16 protein-coding genes are annotated in these 23,253 nt (G+C 70.4%); 13 read left to right on the top strand and 3 right to left on the bottom strand.

Annotation, left to right across the window (positions count from 1 at the left end):
* Positions 1-489: 489 nt before the first annotated feature.
* The 7 genes from rplJ to acuI all read left to right on the top strand — a co-directional run bounded on the left by rplJ (position 490) and on the right by acuI (position 13,557).
* Entirely contained in the window at positions 490-1,008 is a 519-nt protein-coding gene (gene rplJ, locus ACLBXO_RS21595) for a 50S ribosomal protein L10 (protein WP_331294684.1), read from the top strand.
* 49 nt (positions 1,009-1,057) lie between these two features.
* The gene (gene rplL / locus ACLBXO_RS21590; protein WP_012320773.1) at positions 1,058-1,435 is read left to right on the top strand and encodes a 50S ribosomal protein L7/L12; all 378 of its coding nucleotides are present in this window, start codon (positions 1,058-1,060) and stop codon (positions 1,433-1,435) included.
* Between the two features lie 244 nt (positions 1,436-1,679).
* Positions 1,680-5,804 (top strand): DNA-directed RNA polymerase subunit beta, encoded by a 4,125-nt coding sequence (rpoB, locus tag ACLBXO_RS21585; RefSeq protein ID WP_331312652.1) that lies wholly within the window; start codon positions 1,680-1,682, stop codon positions 5,802-5,804.
* A gap of 175 nt (positions 5,805-5,979) precedes the next feature.
* Complete coding sequence (gene rpoC, locus ACLBXO_RS21580) at positions 5,980-10,191, top strand: DNA-directed RNA polymerase subunit beta' (protein ID WP_331312651.1); 4,212 nt, start codon at positions 5,980-5,982, stop codon at positions 10,189-10,191.
* A gap of 410 nt (positions 10,192-10,601) precedes the next feature.
* Positions 10,602-11,699, top strand: coding sequence for a cell wall hydrolase (locus ACLBXO_RS21575; RefSeq protein WP_331312744.1), 1,098 nt, complete (start codon positions 10,602-10,604; stop codon positions 11,697-11,699).
* Positions 11,700-11,911: 212 nt separating this feature from the next.
* Entirely contained in the window at positions 11,912-12,496 is a 585-nt protein-coding gene (locus tag ACLBXO_RS21570; protein ID WP_447686625.1) for a hypothetical protein, read from the top strand.
* Positions 12,497-12,570: 74 nt separating this feature from the next.
* A complete protein-coding gene (gene acuI, locus ACLBXO_RS21565; RefSeq protein ID WP_447686624.1) occupies positions 12,571-13,557 on the top strand; it encodes an acrylyl-CoA reductase (NADPH) in 987 nt (328 codons plus the stop codon).
* A gap of 12 nt (positions 13,558-13,569) precedes the next feature.
* On the opposite strand, the gene ACLBXO_RS21560 is transcribed toward acuI, so the two are convergent.
* Positions 13,570-14,379: a class I SAM-dependent methyltransferase gene (locus ACLBXO_RS21560; RefSeq protein WP_447686623.1), complete on the bottom strand. Its 810-nt coding sequence runs from the start codon at positions 14,377-14,379 to the stop codon at positions 13,570-13,572.
* 129 nt (positions 14,380-14,508) lie between these two features.
* Between ACLBXO_RS21560 and greA the strand changes: the two genes are divergently transcribed.
* The gene (gene greA, locus ACLBXO_RS21555; RefSeq protein WP_447686622.1) at positions 14,509-14,982 is read left to right on the top strand and encodes a transcription elongation factor GreA; all 474 of its coding nucleotides are present in this window, start codon (positions 14,509-14,511) and stop codon (positions 14,980-14,982) included.
* A gap of 6 nt (positions 14,983-14,988) precedes the next feature.
* Here greA and ACLBXO_RS21550 read toward each other — a convergent pair whose 3' ends face one another.
* Positions 14,989-15,861 (bottom strand): LysR family transcriptional regulator, encoded by an 873-nt coding sequence (locus ACLBXO_RS21550; protein ID WP_447686621.1) that lies wholly within the window; start codon positions 15,859-15,861, stop codon positions 14,989-14,991.
* A gap of 135 nt (positions 15,862-15,996) precedes the next feature.
* Here ACLBXO_RS21550 and wrbA point away from each other — a divergent pair, with 135 nt between their 5' ends.
* Positions 15,997-16,599, top strand: a complete 603-nt coding sequence (wrbA, locus tag ACLBXO_RS21545) for an NAD(P)H:quinone oxidoreductase (protein WP_012320764.1) — start codon at positions 15,997-15,999, stop codon at positions 16,597-16,599.
* A 133-nt stretch (positions 16,600-16,732) separates the two neighbouring features.
* Here wrbA and ACLBXO_RS21540 read toward each other — a convergent pair whose 3' ends face one another.
* On the bottom strand, positions 16,733-17,731 hold the full coding sequence (locus ACLBXO_RS21540) for an L-threonylcarbamoyladenylate synthase (protein WP_447686620.1): 999 nt from the start codon (positions 17,729-17,731) through the stop codon (positions 16,733-16,735).
* A 137-nt stretch (positions 17,732-17,868) separates the two neighbouring features.
* On the opposite strand from ACLBXO_RS21540, the gene ACLBXO_RS21535 reads away from it, so the two are divergent.
* The 4 genes from ACLBXO_RS21535 (at position 17,869) to ACLBXO_RS21520 (ending at position 23,154) form a co-directional block, all read left to right on the top strand.
* Positions 17,869-19,608 (top strand): acyl-CoA dehydrogenase, encoded by a 1,740-nt coding sequence (locus ACLBXO_RS21535; RefSeq protein WP_447686619.1) that lies wholly within the window; start codon positions 17,869-17,871, stop codon positions 19,606-19,608.
* 10 nt (positions 19,609-19,618) lie between these two features.
* Complete coding sequence (locus ACLBXO_RS21530) at positions 19,619-20,386, top strand: enoyl-CoA hydratase-related protein (RefSeq protein WP_447686618.1); 768 nt, start codon at positions 19,619-19,621, stop codon at positions 20,384-20,386.
* Positions 20,383-21,225 (top strand): SDR family NAD(P)-dependent oxidoreductase, encoded by an 843-nt coding sequence (locus ACLBXO_RS21525; protein WP_447686617.1) that lies wholly within the window; start codon positions 20,383-20,385, stop codon positions 21,223-21,225. Before ACLBXO_RS21530 ends, ACLBXO_RS21525 begins: the two co-directional genes overlap by 4 nt.
* A 243-nt stretch (positions 21,226-21,468) precedes the next feature.
* Positions 21,469-23,154 (top strand): B12-binding domain-containing radical SAM protein, encoded by a 1,686-nt coding sequence (locus ACLBXO_RS21520; protein WP_331312643.1) that lies wholly within the window; start codon positions 21,469-21,471, stop codon positions 23,152-23,154.
* The last annotated feature ends 99 nt before the right edge of the window (positions 23,155-23,253 follow it).

Here is a 23,253-nt window from a genome sequence, read left to right as displayed (position 1 = left end):
CGCACAGCCCCTTGCCTGCGGCGGAAAAGTCGCGTTCCGGCCCTTGGCAGGCGGCTTGCTAGGCTCTATACACCGCGCCTCACGCATTTCATCCTCACGGAAGGAGAACGGCCGATCGGCCGGTTTCCGCTCGAAATGTCGCCCGGGCAACCGGGTGGCACTGGCCGGAAGGATCCCAGGGGCGACGAGCCCCGCGGAGCCTTGCCCGGCCATGTCCTGTCCGAGACTGCAGGTGCCGGTTCGCCGGCTTAATCCGCCAGCCTGCACAGACGGGGAAGACCGAATTCAAAACGCCTCGCCGCGGTTCGCGCCGCGGAGGGGTGTCGGTTTGAACCAACTCGCCCGAGGCGGCCCGAAGGGGCACGCGCGGGGACAGGGCCGCGAAGCGTCGTTCGGACGTTCCCGGTCTTCTGAAGGCCGAGACCACGTCCGGGCGGCATGTGCAACCGGCGGACCCGAGACCGGGTTCCGCCAACCGGAGAGAGCCCAGTGGACCGGACAGCTAAAGCTGATCTCGTCTCGACGCTCAACGGCGTGTTCAATCAGAGCGCCGTCGTCGTCGTGGCCCACTACAAGGGCCTCACGGTCGCCGACATGCAGAAGCTGCGCGCGCAGATGAAGCAGGCCGGCGCCACCGTGAAGGTCGCCAAGAACAGCCTCGCCGGCATCGCACTCGATGGCACGGACGTCGCCTCCATCAAGCCGCTCCTGAAGGGCCCGACCCTGCTCGCCTATTCCGGCGATCCGGTCGCTGCCGCGAAGGTCGCGGTCGATTTCGCCAAGGCCAACGACAAGCTCGTGATCCTCGGCGGCGCGATGGGGAAGACCGCCCTGAACCCGGACGGCGTGAAGGCGCTCGCCTCGCTCCCGTCCCTCGACGAACTGCGCGCCAAGATCGTGGGCCTCGTGCAGGCGCCCGCGACCAAGATCGCTCAGGTCGTCAACGCGCCGGCTTCCAAGCTCGCCCGCGTGTTCGGGGCCTATGCCAAGAAGGACGAGGCCGCCTGAGGCCCTTCAAAATCCATCCGTTCAAACCGATATCTGAGAGGAATTCAAAATGGCTGATCTCGCCAAGCTCGTCGACGACCTGTCCTCGCTGACCGTGCTCGAGGCCGCTGACCTGGCCAAGATGCTCGAGGAGAAGTGGGGCGTCTCGGCCGCCGCTGCCGTCGCCGTCGCCGCCGGCCCGGCCGCCGGTGGCGCCGCCGCCGCCGTCGAGGAGCAGACCGAGTTCACGGTCGTCCTCGCCTCCGCCGGCGACAAGAAGATCGAGGTCATCAAGGAGGTCCGCGCGATCACCGGCCTCGGCCTCAAGGAGGCCAAGGACCTGGTCGAGGGCGCGCCGAAGCCGGTCAAGGAAGGCGTCGCCAAGGACGAGGCCGAGAAGCTCAAGGCCCAGCTCGAGAAGGCCGGCGCCAAGATCGAGCTCAAGTAAGTCGACGATGGGCCGGTCCCGGCCCATCACCCCACGGAGGTCCGTTTCGGGCCTGTCGTGACCGGAGCCCGCGGGTCAGCGCCCGCGGGCTTTAGGCCGCTTCGGCGGATGGTCCCGGAAGGGGCCGGCGAGAGATTCGGTTCGGTGGCGCGGCTCGGCGGGGCGCGCGTCACGGCCCGGCGCGGGAGGTCCCTTTCGGGAACGCTTCCCCGGGCGCGAGGCACGCGGGTAGGAGCGAGGTCACATGGCCAACACGCTGGTCGGTCGCAAGCGCATTCGGAAGTTCTTCGGCAAGATCAAGGAAGTTGCCGAGATGCCGAACCTCATCGAGGTTCAGAAGGCGTCCTACGACCAGTTCCTGATGGTCGACGAGCCCGAGGGCGGGCGCGCCGACGAGGGGCTGCAGAGCGTGTTCAAGTCGGTGTTCCCGATCTCCGACTTCGCCTCGACGGCGCTGCTCGAGTTCGTGCGCTACACCTTCGAGGCCCCGAAGTACGACGTGGACGAGTGCCGCCAGCGCGGCATCACCTTCGCGGCGCCGCTGAAGGTCACGCTGCGCCTCATCGTGTTCGATGTCGATCCCGACACCCAGGCCAAGTCGGTCAAGGACATCAAGGAGCAGGACGTCTACATGGGCGACATGCCCCTGATGACGGAGAACGGCACCTTCATCGTCAACGGCACCGAGCGCGTCATCGTCTCGCAGATGCACCGCTCGCCGGGCGTGTTCTTCGACCACGACAAGGGCAAGACCCACTCCTCGGGCAAGCTCCTGTTCGCCGCCCGCATCATCCCGTACCGGGGCTCCTGGCTCGACGTCGAGTTCGACGCCAAGGACATCGTGCACGTCCGCATCGACCGGAAGCGCAAGCTGCCGGCGACGTCGCTGCTCTACGCGCTCGGCCTCGACGGCGAGGAGATCCTGTCGACCTTCTACAACAAGGTCGTCTACGACCGGGACGGCGCCGACTGGCGCGTGCCGTTCGACGCCGAGCGCATGAAGGGCCTGAAGGCCACGGTCGACCTGATCGACGCCGATTCCGGCGAGGTCGTGCTCGAGGCCGGCAAGAAGCTCAACGCCCGCAACGCCCGCCAGATCACCGAGAAGGGTACCAAGTTCCTCAAGGCGACCGACGAGGATCTCGTCGGCCAGTACGTCGCCGAGGATCTGGTCAACGCGCAGACCGGTGAGATCTGGGCCGAGGCCGGCGAGGAGATCACCGACAAGCTCCTGAAGAGCCTGGAGGATGTCGGGATCACCGAGCTGCCGGTGCTCGACATCGACCACGTCAACATCGGGCCCTACATCCGCAACACGCTGGCGGTGGACAAGAATTCCAGCCGCGAGGGCGCGCTGTTCGACATCTACCGGGTCATGCGCCCGGGCGAGCCGCCGACCCTCGAGACCGCCGAGGCGATGTTCCACTCGCTGTTCTTCGATTCCGAGCGCTACGACCTCTCGGCGGTCGGCCGCGTGAAGATGAACATGCGCCTCGACCTCGACGCCGCCGACACGGTCCGCACCCTCCGCAAGGAGGACATGCTGGCGGTCGTCAAGGCGCTGGTCGAGCTGCGCGACGGCAAGGGCGAGGTCGACGACATCGACCACCTCGGCAATCGCCGCGTCCGCTCGGTGGGCGAGCTCATGGAGAACCAGTACCGCCTGGGCCTCCTGCGCATGGAGCGCGCCATCCGCGAGCGCATGAGCCAGGTCGACATCGACACGGTCATGCCGCAGGACCTGATCAACGCGAAGCCCGCGGCCGCGGCCGTGCGCGAGTTCTTCGGCTCGTCGCAGCTGTCGCAGTTCATGGACCAGACCAACCCGCTGTCCGAGGTGACGCACAAGCGCCGCCTCTCGGCCCTCGGCCCGGGCGGTCTGACCCGCGAGCGCGCCGGCTTCGAGGTGCGCGACGTGCACCCGACCCATTACGGCCGCATCTGCCCGATCGAGACGCCGGAAGGCCCGAACATCGGCCTGATCAACTCGCTCGCCACCTTCGCGCGGGTGAACAAGTACGGCTTCATCGAGACCCCGTTCCGGCGCGTGCGCGACGGCGTGGTCACCGACGAGGTGGCCTACCTCTCGGCCATGGAGGAGGCGAAGTACTACGTCGCCCAGGCGAACGCCCAGATGGACGAGAACCGCAAGCTCACGGAGGACCTCGTGGTCTGCCGCCGGGCCGGCGAGGTGATCGTCGTCGGGCCCGAGCGCGTCGACCTCATGGACGTGTCGCCGAAGCAGCTCGTCTCGGTCGCCGCGGCGCTGATCCCGTTCCTCGAGAACGACGACGCCAACCGCGCGCTCATGGGCTCGAACATGCAGCGCCAGGCGGTGCCGCTCGTCCGCGCCGACGCCCCGTTCGTGGGCACCGGCATGGAGGCGGTGGTCGCCCGCGATTCCGGCGCCGCCATCGCGGCCCGCCGGGCCGGCATCATCGATCAGGTGGACGCCACCCGCATCGTCATCCGCGCCACGGAAGAGGCCGACGCCAACAAGCCGGGCGTCGACATCTACCGGCTGCAGAAGTTCCAGCGCTCCAACCAGTCGACCTGCATCACGCAGAAGCCGCTGGTCCGCGTCGGCGAGTTCGTGAAGAAGGGCGAGATCATCGCCGACGGTCCCTCGACCGAGTTCGGCGAGCTGGCGCTCGGCCGGAACGTGCTCGTCGCGTTCATGCCGTGGAACGGCTACAACTTCGAGGACTCGATCCTGCTCTCCGAGCGGATTGTGAAGGATGACGTGTTCACCTCGATCCACATCGAGGAGTTCGAGGTGATGGCCCGCGACACCAAGCTCGGGCCGGAGGAGATCACCCGCGACATCCCGAACGTGTCGGAAGAGGCGCTCAAGAACCTCGACGAGGCCGGCATCGTCTATATCGGCGCCGAGGTGAACGCGGGCGACATCCTCGTCGGCAAGATCACCCCGAAGGGCGAGAGCCCGATGACGCCGGAGGAGAAGCTGCTCCGCGCCATCTTCGGCGAGAAGGCCTCGGACGTCCGCGACACCTCGCTGCGGGTGCCGCCGGGCGTCACCGGCACGATCGTCGAGGTCCGGGTGTTCAACCGCCACGGCGTCGACAAGGACGAGCGCGCCCAGGCGATCGAGCGCGAGGAGATCGAGCGGCTCGCCAAGGACCGCGACGACGAGCAGGCGATCCTCGACCGCAACACCTACGCCCGCCTCGCGGACGTGCTGATCGGCCAGGCGCCGGTGGCCGGCCCGAAGGGCTTCAAGAAGGACACCCCGCTCACCCGCGAGTTGATCAACGACTACCCGCGCTCGCAGTGGTGGCAGTTCGCCGTCATCGACGACCGTCTCATGACCGAGATGGAGGCGATGCAGAAGCAGTACGACGAGTCGAAGAAGCGCCTGGAGCAGCGCTTCCTCGACAAGGTCGAGAAGCTGCAGCGCGGCGACGAACTGCCTCCGGGCGTCATGAAGATGGTCAAGGTCTTCGTGGCGGTGAAGCGCAAGATCCAGCCGGGCGACAAGATGGCCGGCCGTCACGGCAACAAGGGTGTCGTGTCGCGGATCGTGCCGATCGAGGACATGCCGTTCCTGGAGGACGGGACGCATGCCGACATCGTGCTCAACCCGCTGGGCGTGCCCTCGCGCATGAATGTCGGCCAGATCCTGGAGACGCACCTGGGCTGGGCGGCTGCGGGCCTGGGTCGCAAGGTGTCGAAGGCGGTGGATGCCTATCTGAAGACGCAGGATATCGCGCCGCTGCGGGAGGAGATGAAGGCGATCTACTCCCCGGGCGAGCTCGACGGCCTGACGGACGAGGAGCTGGCCGAGGCCGGCAACAACGTCCGCCGCGGCGTGCCGATGGCCACCCCGGTGTTCAACGGCGCCAAGGAGGCCGACATCGAGCAGATGCTGGAGATGGCCGGTCTCGACCGCTCGGCGCAGTCGACGCTCTATGACGGGCGTACCGGCGAGCCCTTCGACCGCAAGGTGACGATGGGCTACATCTACATGCTGAAGCTGCACCACCTCGTGGACGACAAGATCCACGCCCGGTCGATCGGCCCGTACTCGCTCGTCACCCAGCAGCCGCTGGGCGGCAAGGCGCAGTTCGGCGGTCAGCGCTTCGGCGAGATGGAGGTCTGGGCGCTGGAGGCCTACGGCGCGGCCTACACGCTGCAGGAGATGCTCACGGTGAAGTCGGACGACGTGGCCGGCCGCACCAAGGTCTACGAGGCGATCGTCCGCGGCGACGACACGTTCGAGGCCGGCATCCCCGAGTCGTTCAACGTGCTCGTCAAGGAGATGCGCTCGCTCGGCCTCAACGTCGAGCTGACGTCCTCCAAGAAGGCCGCCAACGACCAGCTCGAGCCGCCGGCCGACGCGGCCGAGTAAGCCGGAAGAAAACCTCCCGTGGCGGCGGCGTGCCGCCGCCACGGTCGAGCGGGAAGGGGAGGGGCCTTCCAGGGTTCGACGACGGTGAGCAGCGCCCGTGCGGGGCGCGGCGCCGGATCTTTTTCAGGACGCGGTGGCCCGGCGCGGGGCTGTCGGCGTCAACAAGGAGTGGATCATGAACCAAGAGGTCATGAACCTTTTCAACCAGCAGGCCACGCCGGTCAGCTTCGACCAGATCAAGATCTCGATCTCGTCCCCGGAGAAGATCCTCTCCTGGTCGTACGGCGAGATCAAGAAGCCCGAGACCATCAACTACCGGACCTTCAAGCCCGAGCGCGACGGCCTGTTCTGCGCGCGCATCTTCGGGCCGATCAAGGACTACGAGTGCTTGTGCGGCAAGTACAAGCGCATGAAGTACAAGGGCGTCATCTGCGAGAAGTGCGGCGTCGAGGTCACCCTCGCGCGCGTCCGGCGCGACCGCATGGGCCACATCGAGCTCGCCGCCCCCGTCGCGCACATCTGGTTCCTGAAGTCGCTGCCGAGCCGCATCGGCCTGCTGCTCGACATGGCGCTCAAGGACCTCGAGCGGATCCTGTACTTCGAGTCGTACTGCGTCATCGAGCCGGGCCTCACCCCCCTGAAGGAGCGCCAGCTCCTGTCGGAGGAGGAGTACCTGCGCGCGCAGGAGGAGTACGGCGAGGACTCGTTCACCGCCATGATCGGCGCCGAGGCCATCCGGCGCATCCTGCAGGAGCTCGACCTCGACAAGATCGCCAACGATCTGCGCGAGGAGATCGCCGTCACCACCTCGGAGCTGAAGCCCAAGAAGCTCCTGAAGCGGCTCAAGATCATCGAGGCCTTCCAGATGTCCGGCAACAAGCCGGAATGGATGATCCTCACGGTCGTGCCGGTGATCCCGCCGGACCTGCGTCCGCTGGTCCCGCTGGACGGCGGCCGCTTCGCGACCTCCGACCTGAACGACCTGTACCGCCGCGTCATCAACCGCAACAACCGCCTGAAGCGGCTGATCGAGCTGCGCGCCCCCGACATCATCATCCGCAACGAGAAGCGGATGCTGCAGGAGGCGGTCGACGCCCTGTTCGACAACGGCCGCCGCGGCCGCGTCATCACGGGCGCCAACAAGCGCCCGCTGAAGTCGCTCGCCGACATGCTGAAGGGCAAGCAGGGCCGGTTCCGCCAGAACCTGCTCGGCAAGCGCGTCGACTACTCGGGCCGCTCGGTCATCGTGGTCGGCCCGGAGCTGAAGCTGCACCAGTGCGGCCTGCCCAAGAAGATGGCTCTGGAGCTGTTCAAGCCGTTCATCTACGCGCGCCTCGACGCCAAGGGCTTCTCGGCCACCGTCAAGCAGGCCAAGAAGCTCGTCGAGAAGGAGAAGCCGGAGGTCTGGGACATCCTCGATGAGGTGATCCGCGAGCACCCGGTGATGCTGAACCGCGCGCCGACGCTGCACCGGCTGGGCATCCAGGCCTTCGAGCCGAAGCTGATCGAGGGCAAGGCGATCCAGCTGCACCCGCTGGTCTGCGCCGCGTTCAACGCCGACTTCGACGGCGACCAGATGGCCGTGCACGTCCCGCTGTCGCTCGAGGCGCAGCTGGAAGCGCGCGTCCTGATGATGTCGACCAACAACATCCTGCACCCGGCCAACGGTCAGCCGATCATCGTGCCGTCGCAGGACATCGTGCTCGGCCTCTACTACCTGTCGATCGTGGCCGAGGGTGCGCCGGGCGAGTACAAGGCCGACAACGCCAAGAACCCGATGCAGGGCGTCTACGGCGACATGGGCGAGCTGGAGCACGCCCTGGCCGCCAAGGCCGTGTCGCTGCACTCGAAGATCAAGTGGCGCTGGACCGGCATCGGCCCGGACGGCGAGCCCCTGACCAAGACCTACGAGACCACCCCGGGCCGGGTGATCCTGTCCGGCGCCCTGCCGAAGCACGCCAAGGTGCCCTTCGACGTCGTCAACAAGCTGATGACCAAGAAGGAGATCTCGGCGATGATCGACACCGTCTACCGCCACTGCGGTCAGAAGGAGTCGGTGATCTTCTGCGACCGGATCATGGCGCTCGGCTTCAACCACGCGTTCAAGGCCGGCATCTCGTTCGGCAAGGACGACATGGTCGTGCCGGAGAACAAGTGGTCGATCGTCGACACGACCCGCGCGCTCGTGAAGGATTACGAGCAGCAGTACAACGACGGCCTGATCACCCAGGGCGAGAAGTACAACAAGGTGGTCGATGCCTGGGCGAAGTGCTCGGACAAGCTGGCCGCCGAGATGATGGGCCGCATCTCCAGCGTCCAGAAGGACGAGAAGGGCGCCGACAAGCAGGTCAACTCGATCTACATGATGAGCCACTCGGGTGCCCGCGGCTCGCCTGCCCAGATGAAGCAGCTCGCGGCGATGCGCGGCCTCATGGCCAAGCCGTCGGGCGAGATCATCGAGACCCCGATCATCTCGAACTTCAAGGAAGGCCTGGACGTGCTGGAGTACTTCAACTCCACGCACGGTGCCCGTAAGGGCCTCGCCGACACCGCGCTGAAGACCGCCAACTCCGGCTACCTGACCCGCCGCCTCGTCGACGTGGCGCAGGACGCGGTCATCCGCGAGGTGGATTGCGGCACGACCAGCGGCATCAAGATGCGCGCCATCGTGGATGCCGGCCAGGTCGTGGCGACGCTCGCCACCCGCATCCTCGGCCGCGCCACGGCGGAGGATCTCGTGGCCGCGGACGGCACGGTGATCGTCAAGACCGGCGAGACCATCGAGGAGCGGCACCTGCCGGCGATCAACGCCGCCGGCATCCAGGAGGTGAAGATCCGCTCGGTGCTGGTCTGCGCCACCAAGAGCGGCGTCTGCGCCACCTGCTACGGGCGCGACCTCGCCCGCGGCACGCCCGTCAACATGGGCGAGGCGGTCGGCGTCATCGCGGCGCAGTCGATCGGCGAGCCGGGCACGCAGCTCACGATGCGCACCTTCCACATCGGCGGCGCGGCCCAGATCGCCGACTCGTCCTTCATCGAGTCGAGCTTCGAGGGCACGATCAAGATCCGCAACCGCGCGATCGCCAAGAACACGGACGGTGACCTGATCGCCACCGGCCGCAACGTGGCGGTCGTCATCGTCGGGTCGGACGGGGTCGAGCGGGCGGTCCACCGCCTGCAGTACGGCGCCAAGCTCCGGGTCGACGAGGGCGACAAGATCAAGCGCGGGCAGCGGATCGCCGAGTGGGATCCCTACACCCGTCCGATCCTCACCGAGGTCGACGGCATCGTGGCCTACGAGGATCTGGTCGACGGCCAGTCCATGACCGAGACCACCGATGAGTCGACCGGCATCGCCAAGCGCGTCGTCGTCGACTGGCGCGGGTCGGCCCGGACCTCGGACCTGAAGCCCGCGATGGTCGTGGTCGACCGGGACGGCAAGGCGCTCAAGCTGCCGCGCGGCTCGGACGCCCGCTACTTCCTCCCGGTCGACGCCATCATCGGCTTCGACCCGGGCGCGACGGTCAAGGCCGGCGACATCCTCGCCCGCGTCTCGACCGACTCGGCCAAGACCCGCGACATCACCGGCGGTCTGCCGCGGGTGGCGGAGCTGTTCGAGGCCCGGCGCCCGAAGGATGCGGCGATCATCGCCGAGAAGTCGGGCACCATCGCGTTCGGCCGCGACTACAAGAACAAGCGTCGGCTCACGCTGACGCCGCATGACGGCTCGGAGGCGGTCGAGTACCTGATCCCGAAGGGCAAGCACATCCACCTGCAGGACGGGGACGTGGTCGAACTCGGCGATTACATCGTCGACGGAAACCCGGCGCCGCACGACATCCTGGCGATCAAGGGCGTCGAGGAGCTCGCGGCCTACCTCGTCAACGAGATCCAGGAGGTCTACCGGCTGCAGGGCGTGTCGATCAACGACAAGCACATCGAGGTGATCGTCCGCCAGATGCTGCAGAAGGTCGAGGTGACCGACGGCGGCGATTCGGACATCCTCTCGGGCGACCAGATCGATCGCACGGAGCTGACCGACTACAACGAGAAGCTGCTCGCCGAGGGCAAGAAGCCGATCCAGGGCGTCCCGGTCCTGCTCGGCATCACCAAGGCTTCGCTGCAGACGAAGTCGTTCATCTCGGCGGCCTCGTTCCAGGAGACCACCCGCGTCCTCACCGAGGCGGCGGTCAACGGCAAGGTCGACACCCTGGAAGGCCTGAAGGAGAACGTGATCGTCGGCTCGCTGATCCCGGCGGGTACCGGCTCGATGGTGGCGGATATCCGCGCCATCGCCCGCCGCCGCGACGCGATGATCCTGCAGCAGAAGCAGACCGAGAGCGGCGCGATGCCGGTCGAGGAGCTTCCGCCCGCCGCCGCCGAGTGAGGCGGCCGGCAGGTCCGAGACGAGAGAGGGCGGCCTTCGGGCCGCCCTTTTCTTTCGTGGCGTGCCTCGCTCAGCGCCGCCGTCTTCGCGAGCGCAGCGAAGCAGGCCGGGGCGGCGCGCGATCCCCGACCCGGGCGATCCCTGGGTCGCTTCGCTGCACTCGCGTTGAAGGGGTTCGGAAGCGTCGACGGTACCGTCCCATCCGAGGCCGTATCGAGACACGCGGGTCCATCCGGCCTTAACGGCGGCTCAACCATACCGCGCGATAAATTCGGCGCGGCCGCAGAAACACCCTGGAAACGGGGAGGATCGGGCCGGTTCGGGTGCGTGAGTGCGGGTCTGGCGTCGTGGGCACGAGACGAGGACGGGAATCGAGCCTGCGCTGGCTCTCGGCGGCCCTGACGCCCTGGATGGTCGGGCTGGGCCTGCTGGTGTCGTTCACCGCCGATGCCGGCACGGAGAACGCCATCGGGGCGAGCCGGCTCGGGGTGATCGATGCCGACACGGTCCCGCCGCTGCCGCCCGGCACCCTGCTGATCGGGTCGGCCCTCCGCCGCCTCGGCGACGAGCCGCCCCAGGCGATCTTCAAGACCGGCGCGCACGTCTTCCCCGTCGTGCAGCGGGCCGGCAAGGGCGACCCGACCCGGCCGCCGGCCGAGAGCTTCGCCCGCCGGGCCGCGAGCCTGCGCGAGGCGGGCGGCGCCCTGGTCTTCGGCGACGTCACCGGCAGCGTCACCGGCGTGCTGACGCAGGGCTCCGCGATCTGGGATCCGGAATCCGAGCCGGAGGCCGCCTTCGTCCCCGTGCCGGATCTCGGCCTCACCACCGGCAGCGGCACCGCCGCCTCCACGGGCGCGGGGACGGCCGACCTCACCGAGGATGGCGGCCCCGAGCGCTTCGACGGCTCGACCCCGCCGGTGCCGCGGGCCATCGCCCTGTCGTCCACGACGCCGGCGCCCGCGGACGCGATCCCCGTCGAGATCGCCGCGGCGAGCCTCGCGCTCCCCGACTTCGCGATCCGCACCGAGCGCCCGGACGGCGCCCAGTCGGTGCCCGAGGACGCGCGCCGGCGCTACGCCGACCTGATCGACCCGAACGCCCTCGACAAGGAGCAGCGCTGCCTCTCCGAGGCGGTCTATTTCGAGGCCCGGAGCGAGCCCGAAGCCGGCCAGGCCGCCGTCGCCCAGGTGGTGCTCAACCGGGTGAAGAGCGGCCTCTACCCGGCGAGCGTCTGCGGCGTCGTCTACCAGAACCGGCACCACTACATGGGCTGCCAGTTCTCCTTCGCCTGCGAGGGCAAGTCCCTGCGCATCACCGATGCCGGCGCCTGGGAGTCCGCCACCCGCATCGCCCGCTCGGTGATCGAGGGCCGGACCTACCTCGCGGAGGTCGGCGCCGCGACCCACTACCACGCCGACTACGTGCGTCCGGGCTGGGCCCGCCGCCTGCGCAAGATGGACGTGATCGGCCGGCACATCTTCTACCAGCTCCGGGCCGGCCAGACCTGACCCGGGCCGCGTCGGACTTCATAAGAGGGACTGTCGAAGATCCGAACAATCCTACCTAGGTAGCTGACGCCTAAGCAGTCGAAACCAAGGGTTAATTTTACCTTCGTTCCCGATAATGCTTGCGCGCCGGGCAACGAGTCTGGCCTCTGGTACGTCGAGACGAGCGCCGCGCTCGCGCCGCGTCTCGCAGTAATGCGTATCAGAGGACTTCCATGACCGTGCCGGTCGCTCGCACCGCTCTCCTCGCCGCCGCCCTCGGCGGCGCGCTCCTCGCCGCTCCCGCCCAGGCCGGCGGCTGCTACGGCTCCGAATGCTATCGCCGCGTCGTCACGCCGCCGGTCTACGACACCGTGCAGGAGAGCGTGCTGGTGCGTCCGCCCCGGACGGTCTACCGCACCACGCCGCCGGTCTACGACACGGTGTCGGAGCGCGTGATGGTCTCGCCCGGCGGCCGCTACTGGCAGACCAGCCGCGGCCCCGGCGGCGAGCTGATCGGCTGCTGGGTGACCGCGCCCCCGCGCTTCGCGGTCCGCACCCGGACCGTGCTGGTCCGCCCGGCACAGACGATCCCCGAGACGATCCCGCCGGAATACGCCAGCGTCAGCCGCCGCGTCCTCGTGGCGCCGGCCCGGGCCGGCTGGGCGCCGATCGGCGGGGGCTACGGCTACCGGCCCGCGACCTACGGTGGGCCGCTCGTCGGCTCCATCCCGGACGCCCTCGGCATCACCGGGGCCAGCTCGTCGGATATCGGCGTCGGTCTCGGCTTCTACACGGGCAGCCGGTACGAGGGATACTGAGCCGGTAACGACCGCCGTCCGCCTTGATTCCGGGCGTCCCGGCCACACCTCACCGCGCAGCACGGGAGGTGACGATGGGGACGTTCAAGGCCTGGGTGGTCGACAAGGGCGAGGCCGGCCAGAGCCTCGCCTTCAGGGATTTCGACGACGCCGACCTGATGGACGGCGACGTCACCGTGCGGGTGACGCACTCGACCCTGAACTACAAGGACGGCCTCGCGCTCACCGGCAAGTCGCCGGTGGTGCGCCGCTTCCCGATGATCCCGGGCATCGACTTCTCCGGGATCGTCGAGACCTCGGACCATCCGGACTACAGGCCGGGCGACGCGGTCGTGCTCACCGGCTGGGGCGTCGGCGAGACCCATCTCGGCGCCTACGCGCAGCGCGCCCGGGTCAAGGGCGACTGGCTGGTGCCGCTGCCGCAGGGACTCACGGCCGAGCAGGCCATGGCGGTGGGCACCGCCGGCTACACGGCGATGCTGTGCTGCATGGCGCTGGACGCCCACGGCGTGACGCCCGAGCACGGCCCGGTGATCGTCACCGGCGCCTCGGGCGGCGTCGGCTCCGTCGCGGTGGCGCTCCTCGCCCGGGCGGGCTGGCACGTGATCGCCTCCACCGGCCGGGACGGCGAGTCCGACTACCTGAAGGGGCTCGGTGCGGCCGAGATCCTCGACCGGGCCGAACTGTCGAAGCCCGGCAAGCCGCTGGGCAAGGAGCGCTGGGCCGCGGGCGTCGACGCCGTCGGCTCCACGACCCTCGCCAACGTCCTCGCCATGACCCGGGCGGACGGCGCCGTCGCGGCCTGCGGGCTGGCGCAGGGCATGGACCTGCCGACCTCGGTGGCGCCCTTCATCCTCCGCGGCGTGTCGCTCCTCGGCATCAACAGCGTCACCACCCCGCAGCCGAAGCGCCGGGCGGCCTGGGCGCGCCTCGCCCGCGAGCTCGACCTCGGCAAGCTCGCCGCCATGACCAGCACGGTCCGCCTGGAGGAGGTCGGCCGGCTCGGCGACGAGATCCTGGCCGGCAAGGTCCGGGGCCGGACCGTGGTGACGGTGGCGTAGGTCCGGCGTCCGTCAGGCGCCTTTCCGGGCCTGGAGCAGGTAGCTCATCGGCAGGAGCCGGTCGGCGGCGAGCGCGTCGCAGGCCGTCGTGCTGATGTTGTCCGGGAATTCCCGGAACCGCTCGATCGCGAGGCCCGCGCCGATCAGGCTCTCGATCAGCGCGCCGACGGGGTGGGCGAACCAGTAATGCGGTCCGACCCGCGGGGCCGGCCCGTCGCCGTACACGATGGCGTCCTCGCCCACGAACGGCGCCGTGCGGAAATAGGAGTGCCGGACCAGGAGCGGCTGCTCCGCCCGCGGCTCGAACATGTTCACGACGGGATGCTCCTCGTGGACGAGGATCCGGCCGCCCGGGCGCAGGAGACGCGCCGCCACGGCGAGGAAGCGCGGCAGGTCGGGCATCCAGCCCAGCACGCCGATGGTGATCACCGCGAGGTCGAAGGCGCCGTCGTAGCGCGCCTCGATCGCGTGCACGTCGCCCGCGACGAAGCGGCAGTCGCGCCCGGCGATGCCGGCGAGTTCCCTGGCCTGGGCGAGGAACGCCTCCGACTGGTCGAACCCGGTCGCCGACCGGGCGCCGAGATTCATCAGCGACACCGTCTCGCGCCCGTTGTTGCAGCAGAGCTGCGCGACGGAGGCCCCGGCGAGCCCGATCGCCCGCAGGGCCGCCTCCATCGGCGGGTCGAAGCAGGAGAAGCCGGGATCCTGCGCGAAGGACCGCGTGAGCCGGTCCCACGACGGGTCGTCCCGGTGCAGCGGCGCGGAGGCATCCCAGGCCTGGCGGTTGGCGGCGACGGCCTCGGCGGCGGACAGGGACGACATCGACGGCTCCGGGTGACTCCCCCGAGAGTCTAGCGAGCGGTACCCGTCCCGCGCCATTGCGAAAACGCCGGGCCGGCCGAAACGCGGTCGCGCGGGAACCTTTGCCGTACCTCGCGTGTTGGCGTCTTCATGAGCGTCGCATTCGTCAAAGAGCCCGAGGGTGGGGAAGCGTTCGAGAATCTGCCGGATCGGCCGATCTCGCCGCACACGAACTTCGTCACGCCGGAGGGGCTCGCGCAGATCGAGGCCGAGGTCGCGCGCCTGGAGAAGGAGGTCGCCTCGCTGGACCCCGCCGACAAGGCGGAGGATTCCCGCATCGGGCGCGACCTGCGCTACTGGGCGGCCCGGAAGAACACCGCGCAGCTCGTGGAGCCGAAGGGCGGCGACACCGTGCAGTTCGGCTCCACCGTCACGGTGCTCCGCGAGGACGAGGCCGGCAAGGAGACCCGGCAGACCTTCCGGATCGTCGGCGAGGACGAGGCCGACCCGCACAAGGGCTCGATCTCGTACGTGGCACCGCTGGCCCGGGCGATCACCGGCAAGACGATCGGCGACGTGGTCGAGGTGAACGGCCACGAGGTCGAGGTGGTCGAGATCCGCTGAGGCGGGTCACCGCCCCTCGAAGCGCGGCCGCAGCGGCAGCAGCGCCTCGGCGACGTGCTCCATGAAGGCCCGGACCCGCGCCGCGTGGCGCAGGTCCGGATGCGTCAGGATCCAGAGATCCGCCCCGAGTTCCGGGTGCGGTCCGGACAGGCGACGCAGCGCCGGGTTGACGTCGGCCGTGAAGCAAGGGAGCGGGCCGATGCCGAGGCCCGCCTCCACCGCCGCCTCCAGGCCCAGCACCGCGTTGATCCGGAGGCGGATTCGGTCGGGCGGCGCCCGCGCCTCAACGAACCGGGTGAGCGTCCCTCCCGCCACCGCCGGACCCGGGCTGATCCAGTCCTCGCGGGCGAGGTCGCCGTAGGTGCGATCGGCGCGGCCGTAGACCGCCCAGGCGGTGAGGGCGAGTCGGCGCCCGACCAGGGTCTCGCTCGGCTCCCGGCTGATCCGGATCGCCACGTCGGCGTCCCGGCGCGAGAGATTGAGCGTCGCCTCGGCGAGGATGAGCTCGATCCGGATCTCCGGGTAGCGCGCCGCGAAGCTCGCCAGCATCGGCATCAGCAGTTCGGCGGCGAAGCCCGCCGGCGCGGTCACCCGCAACTCGCCGGACGGCGTCTCGCCCTGTCCCGCCACCGCGCGGGAGAACCGCGCCACGTCCGCCTCGATCCGCCCGGCCGCCTCGATCATCGCCTGTCCGGCGGCGGTCGGCAGGTAGCCCGTGCGCAGCCGCTCGAACAGGCGTGTGTCGAGCCGTGCCTCCAGGGCGGCGAGGCGCCGGAACGCCGTCGAGTGATTGATCCCGAGTTCGGCCGCCGCCGCGGTCAGGCCGCCCCGGTCGGCCACGGCCTTCACGAACCGGAATTCGTCCCAGTCGAGCGTCACGCCCAAATCCTTGCGTCTGTGCAAGATCAATCTTGCATGTCGGGGCATTCTTGCAAGGCAGCGAATGCGCGATGCAGGGGCCTTCCGCCGGCCGTCGATTCGGCCGGACGTCCGACACGCAGGAGAGACCATCCCATGGCAAAGGTTCTGGTGCTGTACTACTCGACCTACGGCCACGTGGAGCAGATGGCCTACGCAGTCGCGGAGGGCGCCCGCGAGACGGGCGCCGAGGTCGTCGTGAAGCGCGTGCCCGAGCTGGTGCCTGAGGAGGTTGCCCGGCAGAACCACTTCAAGCTCGATCAGGCGGCGCCGGTCGCGACGGTCGCCGAACTCGCCGATTACGACGCGATCATCTTCGGCACGCCGACCCGCTACGGCAACATGGCCTCGCAGATGAAGCAGTTCATCGACCAAACCGGCGGCCTCTGGATGAAGGGCGCGCTGGTCGGCAAGGTCGGCTCGGTCTTCACCTCCACGGCCTCGCAGCACGGCGGCCAGGAGACGACCCTGACGAGCTTCCACACGGTGCTGTTCCACCACGGCATGGTGGTGGTCGGCCTTCCTTACAGCTTCCAGGGGCAGGCGGGCGTCGAGGCGGTGAAGGGCAACACGCCCTACGGCGCCAGCACGATCGCGGACGGCGACGGGTCCCGCCAGCCGAGCGCCGTCGAGCTGGAGGGCGCGCGGTTCCAGGGCCGCCACGTGGCCGGCATCGCGGCCAAGCTGGCCCGAGACTGAGGAGGCAAGAAAAAAGGCTCGGATTGCTCCGAGCCTGAAAGGAAAAAGGCCATTGGGGGCTGAGAAGGCCTTCGTGATCAGTAAACGGATCAGGCCGAACTCTGTTCCGCGGGCGGCGAAAATTTCTGCGCCGTTAGCGGGGCGCGGCCGCCCGGGCGAGGCGGTCGCGGATCGCCTCGCCGAGGCCCTCCTCGGGGATCGGCGCGACCGCGATCGTCTCGGCGCCCGAGGCGTCGAGGTCGCGCAGGGCGCCGAACAGCCGGGACGCGGCCTCGGCGGGATCTCCCGCCGGGCTCAGGTTGAGGCTGGCCCGCGCGAATTCGTGATCCGCCGGGAGGTGCGAGCCGAACAGTAGGACCGCCTCGCCGGGCGCGACCCGCACCGCGTCGAGCCGGACACGCGCCCGCGGCGCGTAGTGCGAGGCGAGCATGCCCGGACCCGCCGGCCGGTCGGCATCCGCCGCCTCGGGCGCCGCCGGGTCGAGGCCGAGCACCGCCCGGAGCGCGGCCCGGGTGACGCCGCCGGGCCGCAGCAGCCGCGGCGGGCCGCCGAGGCAGGCCACCACCGTCGACTCGACGCCGACCGGCGTGTCGCCGCCGTCGAGCACCGCGGCGATCCGGCCGGCGAGATCGTCGAGGACGTGGTCGGCCCGGGTCGGGCTCACCCGCCCGGACCGGTTGGCCGAGGGCGCCGCGACCGGCAGCCCGACCTCCGCCAGGAGATCCCGCGCGAGCGGGTGTGCCGGAACCCGCAGGGCGAGGCTCGGCAGGCCGGCGCGGGCGAGGTCGCAGACCCGCGTGCCCGCGTGCGCCGGGACTACCAGGGTCAGGGGGCCGGGCCAGAAGGCCTCCGCGAGGCGGCGCGCCGGAGCGTCGAACACCCCCTCCGCCAGGGCCGCCGCCGCGTCGGGCAGGTGCGAGATCAGCGGGTTGAAGCGCGGCCGCGCCTTGGCGGCGAAGATGCCCGTCACCGCCCTAGGGTCGGTCGCGTCCGCTCCTAGCCCGTAGACCGTCTCGGTCGGGAAGGCGACGAGGCGGCCGGCCCGCAGGAGCGCGGCGGCCTCCGCGAGGCCGGCCGCGCCGGCGGTGAGCCGCCGGGTCGCGGCCGGGACCGTTGACCCGGGATCATTCATGCGGGAAGCCGTCTCCGAGGTCATGGCGGCGCGAGCCCCGCGCGCCTATCCTCGCCCCGCCCTAGCGCCGGTGCGCGGGCGCGGTCAAACCCGCCCCGGATCGAACGAGCGGGCGGGCCGCCACACGGGAGGATCGTATGAGTTACCGCGCCCCGGTCCCCGAGATGCTCTTCACGCTGCGGCACGTGGCCGGGCTCGACGCGGTCGATCCCGACGACGCCGAGGCGATCCTGACCGAGGCCGGGCGGATCGCCGCCGGGGTGATCGCGCCGCTCAACCGGGTCGGCGACCGGCACGGCACCCCCTTCGCGGACGGGCGCGTCACCACGCCGCCCGGCTGGCGCGAGGCCTACCGCACCTTCACGGAGGGCGGCTGGAACGGGCTCTCGGCCGAGGCCGACCACGGCGGCCAGGGCCTGCCGAAGCTGATCGAGGCCGCCTGCACGGAGATGTGGAACGGCGCCAACCTCGCCTTCGGCCTCTGCCCGCTCCTGACCCAGGGCGGCATCGAGGCGCTGGCGGCCCACGGCTCCGACGACCTGAAGGCGCGCTATCTCGAGAAGCTGGTCTCGGGTGAATGGCCCGCCACCATGAACCTGACCGAGCCGCAGGCGGGCTCCGACCTCGCCCTCCTGCGCACCCGGGCCGTGCCGGCGGGCGACGGCACCTACCGGATCATCGGCAACAAGATCTACATCACCTACGGCGAGCACGACCTCGCCGAGAACATCGTCCACCTCGTCCTGGCCCGGCTGCCCGACGCGCCCGCCGGCACGCGGGGCATCTCGCTGTTCCTGGTGCCGAAGGTGCTGCCGGACGGGACCCGCAACGACCTGCGCTGCTCCGGAATCGAGCACAAGCTCGGCATCCACGCCTCGCCGACCTGCTCGATGGCGTTCGGCGACGGCGGCGGCGCCACCGGCTGGCTGATCGGCCAGGAGAACAGGGGGCTGGCCTGCATGTTCACGATGATGAACGCGGCGCGGCTCAATGTCGGCCTGCAGGGCGTCGGCGTCGCCGAGGCCGCGACCCAGCGGGCGCTGGCCTACGCGCAGGAGCGCCGCCAGGGCAAGGCCGTCGGCGCCGCCGAGGCGACCAGCCCGATCGCCGCCCATCCGGACGTGCAGCGCATGCTGCTCACCATGAAGGCCTCGACGGCCGCCGCCCGCGCCATCTGCTACCTCACCGCCGCGGCCCTCGACGCGTCGAAGGGGCCCGAGGGGCAGGCCGCCCTGGACCGCGCCTCGCTGCTGACCCCGGTGGCGAAGGCCTTCGCCACCGACCTCGCCAACGAGGTGACCTCGCTCGGCGTGCAGGTCCACGGCGGCATGGGCTTCGTGGAGGAGACCGGGGCGGCGCAGCTCATGCGCGACGCCCGCATCCTCGGCATCTACGAGGGGACCAACGGCATCCAGGCCATCGACCTCACCGCCCGCAAGCTGCCGCTGAACGGCGGGGGCACCGCGCGGTCGCAGATCGCCTGGATGCGCCGGGCCGCGGAGGGGCTGCTCAAGGCCGGCGACCCGGCCTTCGGCCACATGGCGGCGCGGCTGCGCGACGGGATCGGCAGCCTCGACCGGGCGACGAGCCACCAGCTCGCCGCGCTGAGCTCGAACCGCCCCGAGGCGGCGCTCGCCGGCGCGACGCCGTACCTGCGCCTGTTCGGCCTCACGCTGGGCGCCGCCTGCCTCGCCCGGGGTGCGCTGGCCGCGAGCGCCGCCCGGAAGGCGGGCGAGACGGATCCGGCGCACGCGGCCCGCATCGCCCTCGCCCGGTTCTACGCCGAGAACCTCCTGGTCGCCGCCTCCGGCCTGGAGCAGGCGGTGGTCGAGGGCGGCGCCTTCACGGACGACGCCGCCCTGGCGCTGGCGGTTTGAGGAGCGGACCATGGCCGAACCCGTCACGATCGACGACCGCGCGGGCGGCGTCCGCCTGATCACCCTGAACCGTCCGGAGAAGAAGAACGCCCTCACGGGCGCCATGTACGACGCGATGCGCGCGGGCCTGGCGGAGGCCGACGCGTCGGACGCGGTCGGAGCCGTGGTCTTCGCCGGGCAGCCCGGCATGTTCAGCGCCGGCAACGACCTCGCCGACTTCATGGGGCATGCCGGTGATGGATTCAGTTCCTCGCCGGCGCTGGCCTTCATCCGCCAGCTCGCCCGGACCCGCACCCCGATGGTGGCGGCGGTCGACGGGATCGCGGTCGGCATCGGCGCGACCCTCTGCCTGCACTGCGACCTCGTCTACGCGAGCCCGGCGGCGCGCCTGCGCATGCCGTTCGTGGAACTCGGCCTCGTGCCGGAGGCGGCGTCGAGCTACCTGCTGCCCCTGCGGGTCGGCCGGCTCCGGGCGACCGAGCTGCTGCTCCTGTCGCGGCCGCTCGAGGCCGACGAGGCGCAGGCCCTGGGCCTCGTCAACGCGGTGCTGCCCGCCGACATGCTGGTCGAGCAGGCCATCGCGCAGGCCGCGCGCCTCGCCGCCCTGCCGCGCGGGGCGCTGACGGCGTCCCGGGCGCTGATCCGGGGCGACCAGGCGCAGGTGGAGGCGGCCCTGGAGGCGGAGGCGAAGGCCTTCGACGCGCAGCTGCGCTCGCCCGAATCCCAGGAGCGGCTCGCCGCCTTCCTGTCGCGGTCGAAGCCCGCCGCCTCGGCGTGACCCCGCCCGACCTCTCCCAGAAGATCTGCCTCGTCGCGGGCGCGTCGCGGGGCGTCGGCCGGGGCCTCGCCCGGGCGCTGGGCGAGGCGGGGGCCACGGTGATCGTCACGGCCCGCTCCAGCGAGACCGGCCCGCGCACCGAGATGCGCGCCGAGGCGATCGAGGACACGGCCCGCGCGGTCGACGCGGCCGGCGGGCGCGGGCACCACTACCTGTGCGACCACCGCTCCGAGCGGGCCACCGACGCGCTGGTTCACTGGGCGCTGCGCCGGTTCGGGCGGATCGACGTCGTGGCCTGCAGCGTGTGGAGCGGCAACGAGGGCTACGACGGCGAGCGCTACCCGGACGGGGCCGGCTGGGGCACGCCGTTCTGGCGCCGCTCGGCGGAGCCGTACATCGGCCTCCTCGAGGCCGGGCCGCTGCCGGCCCTGCTGCTCGCCCGGGCGGTCGCCCCCGCCATGGTGGCGGCGCGGGCCGGGCTGCTGGCGCTCGTCTCCTTCGGGACCGAGGATTACCTCGGCGACGTGTTCTACGATTCCGCCAAGGCCGCGACCAACCGGCTGACCCTGGCCTTCGCCCGGGAACTCGCGCCCCACGGCGTCACCGCCCTCGGCCTGTCGCCGGGCTTCGTCGCCACCGAGCGGGCGCGCGACCTCGGCCAGGAGCAGCACGCCACCGAGAGCCCCCTCTACGCCGGCCGGGCGCTGGCGGCGCTCGCCGCCGATTCCGACATCGCCGCCCGGGCGGGCGCCGTGCTGCACGCCGGCGACCTCGCGCGCGTCTACGGCTTCACCGACGCCGACGGGACGCGGCCGGAGCGGTTCCGCGTCGGGCCGTGACGGTTCCGGCGGGACCTGTCGCCCGAATGGCGCAGCCCCGCGGCAAACGGGCCGGATCCGCCCCGGGACCCGTCGGCGGGGTTGATTCGCGGGGCCCGGACGCGCGTCCTGTCGGGATCGGCGGCTCCGATTGCTGCGGGAGCGAAAAACGGCCTTAATTCGCCCGCAGGTCAGGGGTCGATCCTGTGCCCGCTCCGATCTCCGGTCGGGTCGGGACCGTGCGTGTGAACGAGGGAAACTGGCATGTCGGAAGCGAACACGGCCCCGCGCGTGCTGATGGTGTTCCCGAAGTTCTACGAAAACTCCATGTGGAACTTCAAAGAGGCCATGGAGCTGCAGGGCGCCCGCGCGCCCGCGCCGCCGCTCGGCCTCATCACGCTCGCCGCGATGCTGCCGCCGGCCTGGCAGGTGACGCTGGTCAACCGCAACTGCGAGGAGCTGACGGACGCGCAGATCCGGGCGGCCGACCTCGTGATGACCGGCGGCATGCTGCCCCAGGAGCCGGACTGCCTCGTGGTCATCGACCGCTGCGTGGCGCTCGGCACCCCGGTCTGCGTCGGCGGCCCGGCCCCGACCTCGACGCCGGAGGTCTACGACAAGGCCGACTTCCTGGTGCTCGGCGAGGCCGAGGGCATCCTCGACAAGTTCGTGGCCGCCTGGGAGGCCGGCGAGCGCCGCGGCCGGCTCACGGCCGAGAAGTTCAAGGCCGACGTCACCAAGAGCCCGATCCCGCGCTTCGACCTGCTGACCTTCAGCCACTACCTCTATATCGGCGTCCAGTTCTCGCGCGGCTGCCCGTTCACCTGCGAGTTCTGCGACATCATCGAGCTCTACGGCCGCGCCCCGCGGACCAAGACCACGCCGCAGATGCTGGCCGAGCTCGACCGGCTCTACGGCCTCGGCTACCGCGGCCATGTCGACTTCGTCGACGACAACCTGATCGGCAACAAGAAGGCGATCAAGCTGTTCCTGCCGCACCTGATCCAGTGGCAGGAGGCGCACGGCTACCCGTTCAAGTTCTCCACCGAGGCCTCGCTCAACCTCGCGGACGATGACGAACTGCTCGGGATGATGCGGGACGCGAACTTCTTCGCCCTGTTCACCGGGATCGAGACGCCCGACGAGGCGACGCTGATCCAGACGCAGAAGAAGCAGAACACCAAGCGGTCCATCGCCGACAGCGTGCACAAGCTCTACGAGCACGGCATGTTCGTCACGGCCGGCTTCATCGTCGGCTTCGACACCGAGAAGGACAGCATCAGCAAGGCGATGTCGCTGTGCATCAGCCAGACCGGCATCCCGATCGCCATGGTCGGCCTGCTCTTCGCGCTGCCGAACACGCAGCTCTCGCGCCGCCTGCGCAAGGAGGGCCGCCTCTACGAGAACTACGCGGCGACGACCGCCGACCAGGGCGACCAGTGCACGCAGGGCATCAACTTCGTGACCCTGCGCCCGCAGCGCGACGTGCTCGGCGACTACCGCGACGTCCTCCAGGAGATCTACGACCCGCCGAATTTCTTCGACCGGGTGCGGGTGGTGGCGCGGCAGGTGAAGCGGCCGAAATTCGCCGCCCAGAAGCTCAACTGGCGCCACGTCGCGCACGATCTCTACTCGCTGCTGCGCGTGTGCTGGCGGATGACCGTGCGGCGTCCGGAACTCGCCAAGCACTTCTGGAGCGTGTTCCTGGAGACCGCCCGCCGCAACCCGGCCGCCCTGGAGGCGGTGGTCACCAATATGGTGATCTACCTGCACGTCTACCCGTTCTCGCGCTACGTCATCCGCGAGATCAACGGCCGGATCGCCGACCTCGACGCCGGCCGCTGGGTGCAGCCGCCGGTCCTGGCGCCCGAGGCCGAGACCTGCAAGGCGCCGCCGGTCGGCAAGGTGGTGGCCAAGGCCGAGGTCAAGCACCTCGCGGCGGTGGCCTGAGGGATCCGCGCCGCGGATCCTCCCGTCTGCCGGAGCGCGGCGGAGGCCTCGGAGGAGGCCTCCGGAGGCCGCAGACGCGGCATCCAGGATGGGGCGGTG

It is taken from the genome of Methylobacterium sp. C33D (assembly GCF_053345825.1).
This window is presented reverse-complemented; position numbering and strand designations above follow the sequence as displayed.